The 1,902-nt window shown below is 61.1% G+C and carries 3 protein-coding genes; 2 read left to right on the forward strand and 1 reads right to left on the reverse strand.

Translation table 11 applies throughout. The features are described from left to right. On the reverse strand, nt 1–325 hold a 325-nt coding region (locus NKI24_RS35670), incomplete at its 3' end, for a site-specific integrase (RefSeq protein ID WP_352750861.1). A gap of 344 nt (nt 326–669) precedes the next feature. Between NKI24_RS35670 and NKI24_RS35675 the strand changes: the two genes are divergently transcribed. Together NKI24_RS35675 and NKI24_RS35680 are read left to right on the forward strand one after the other, a co-directional pair. Further along, the gene (locus NKI24_RS35675; RefSeq protein ID WP_352750864.1) at nt 670–1,380 is read left to right on the forward strand and encodes an antitoxin Xre/MbcA/ParS-like domain-containing protein; all 711 of its coding nucleotides are present in this window, start codon (nt 670–672) and stop codon (nt 1,378–1,380) included. A 2-nt stretch (nt 1,381–1,382) separates the two neighbouring features. Then, on the forward strand, nt 1,383–1,886 hold the full coding sequence (locus tag NKI24_RS35680) for an RES family NAD+ phosphorylase (protein WP_352750867.1): 504 nt from the start codon (nt 1,383–1,385) through the stop codon (nt 1,884–1,886). The last annotated feature ends 16 nt before the right edge of the window (nt 1,887–1,902 follow it).

Raw genomic sequence — 1,902 nt, forward strand, 5'->3', positions numbered from 1 at the left:
CGGGCAGCTTGCGCGGATACCGGGTGACCACCAGCGCGCGCGCCAAATCGCGCCGCTTCAGCGTCACGGTGAACAGGAACCGCAGTGCCGAGACCGCGCCGTTAATCGTCGCAGGACCGACGCCGTTCTCATGCTGATACAACTGGAAGCGCCGGATGTCCTCGGGCGCTGCGGTGTCGGGCGCGCGGCCAAGGAACGCGGCGAAGCGCCGGACATGACGAACGTAATCCTGCTGCGTATGCGGTCCCAGGCCCCGCATCAGCATGTCTTGCTGCATGCGCTGGCGAAGTGGAGTGATCGGAGCGTCGGTCGACAAGGTAGCCATGGCAAGTTCCTCTCGTTGAAGGGAACTCCATGGTCGGATCGCAGCCTTTACCTGCTCAAGGCCTATGAATACGCGTCATCTCAGAACTAGGCGACCCTCCCGCGAAGCGGGTTCGTGCAACGGGCGCGAAGCGGTCATTCGCCATGCGATGGTCAGAGGTCCTTTTCGGGTCATGAGCGTTGGTTCTGTGGACGCCGCCTTTCGGGAAAGCGATCCGGCGTCAGGAAGGTCCGGAATGGGTCCAGATCACCAGCAATAGGTGCAAATCTGCCAGACTACAATCTGGACATTTCGGACAATCCGTACTATCTAGGGCGAGAAATATGGTGCCAATGGTGGTCGTTATGAACGCTCGCAACTCGGCAGTTCGCGCAGATGCAAAGGTCGATCGTGAGACGGTCGCTGACATTCTCGATGTGTTATCGCGACGCCATCCAGCAATATCCAAGTCCGCTCTGAAAGCCGCCGGCAAGGCGGTCGCCGCCCTGACGGCGGTAACGTCTCGTCTGTCCCCTGCCGAGCAGCGCCAGATCGCTGCGCACGAACAGGCACTGGCGAGAGCAGTGGAGAATGTGGTTACGGAGCTCGCCCGACCCAGTAAGATACTTGCTCCAGTAGAGGTCGAAAAGCCCGTGGAGGTCAGCCAGGGCGCAGGCCGCGGGAAGGTCTTTGATCTTGAAGAGGGCCGGCTGCGCCTCGCTGAATATGCAACGCCGACACGCCTTGAGGATTGGGCTGGTCCTGTCGCCGGTCCCGGCGAGATCGAAAAGATGTTCGGGACGAAGCGTTCGACCCTGCACGATTGGCAACGGCGCGGAGCCGTGATCGGACTGCTCAAGGGCGAGCGGAAGCACGTATTTCCGCTCGCCCAATTCGTCGACGGTCGTCCTGTTGAGGACATGGCCCGGATCACGAAGATCATCGGGAATCCTCGTGCGACGTGGCTGTGGCTGACCCAGCAGCATGTGAGCGACACCGGCGAAACTCCGCTCGACCGACTCAAGGCTGGGCGCATCGATGAGGTCGTCGCTGACGCCGAGTTCGATTTCGGCTGATCGTGGAGCTTGACGCCGAAGTCGTCGCGGACCTGGCAATCAGGTTCCAGCCGCAACACTACCTGCGGGCAATGCGACAGGAGTACGCAGCTACTCCATTGGGCATGGGGTTCGGGCAATCGCGCTTCGCAAGCCCCGACCGGTCCTTCATGGTCCTCTACATTGCTCGCGACCTGGCGACGGCGATCGCCGAGACGATTATTCGCGACCGGTTCGAGGGAGAATCTTACCGCATGCTGCATCTCTCGGAAATCGCTGGCTGGGCCGTGTCCGAAGTCTCTGCTACATCGCCCCTGACGGTGATCGACGTCCGGACCACCGGCCTGCTGCGGCTTGGGATCAGCACCGACGCTGCACGTGCCAAACAACAGGAGGAAGGCCGGAAGCTGAGCCAGGCTCTCTTTAACGGGTTCGCAGTTGACGGGATCCTCTCCCTGACGGCATCGCTGTGCCAAAGTGGTGTCGTTGATCATCACTTGAACGGAGGCGTCCATGTCGGAAGTTAGCATGATCGGGTTGGAT

The organism is Mesorhizobium sp. M0701 (genome assembly GCF_040320365.1).
In the GTDB taxonomy this organism is placed as follows: Bacteria; Pseudomonadota; Alphaproteobacteria; order Rhizobiales; family Rhizobiaceae; genus Mesorhizobium.

Coding starts and splice junctions, on each gene's coding strand:
- NKI24_RS35675 (WP_352750864.1), top strand. CDS start 670: ATGAACGCTCGCAACTCGGCAGTTCGCGCAGATGCAAAGGTCGATCGT.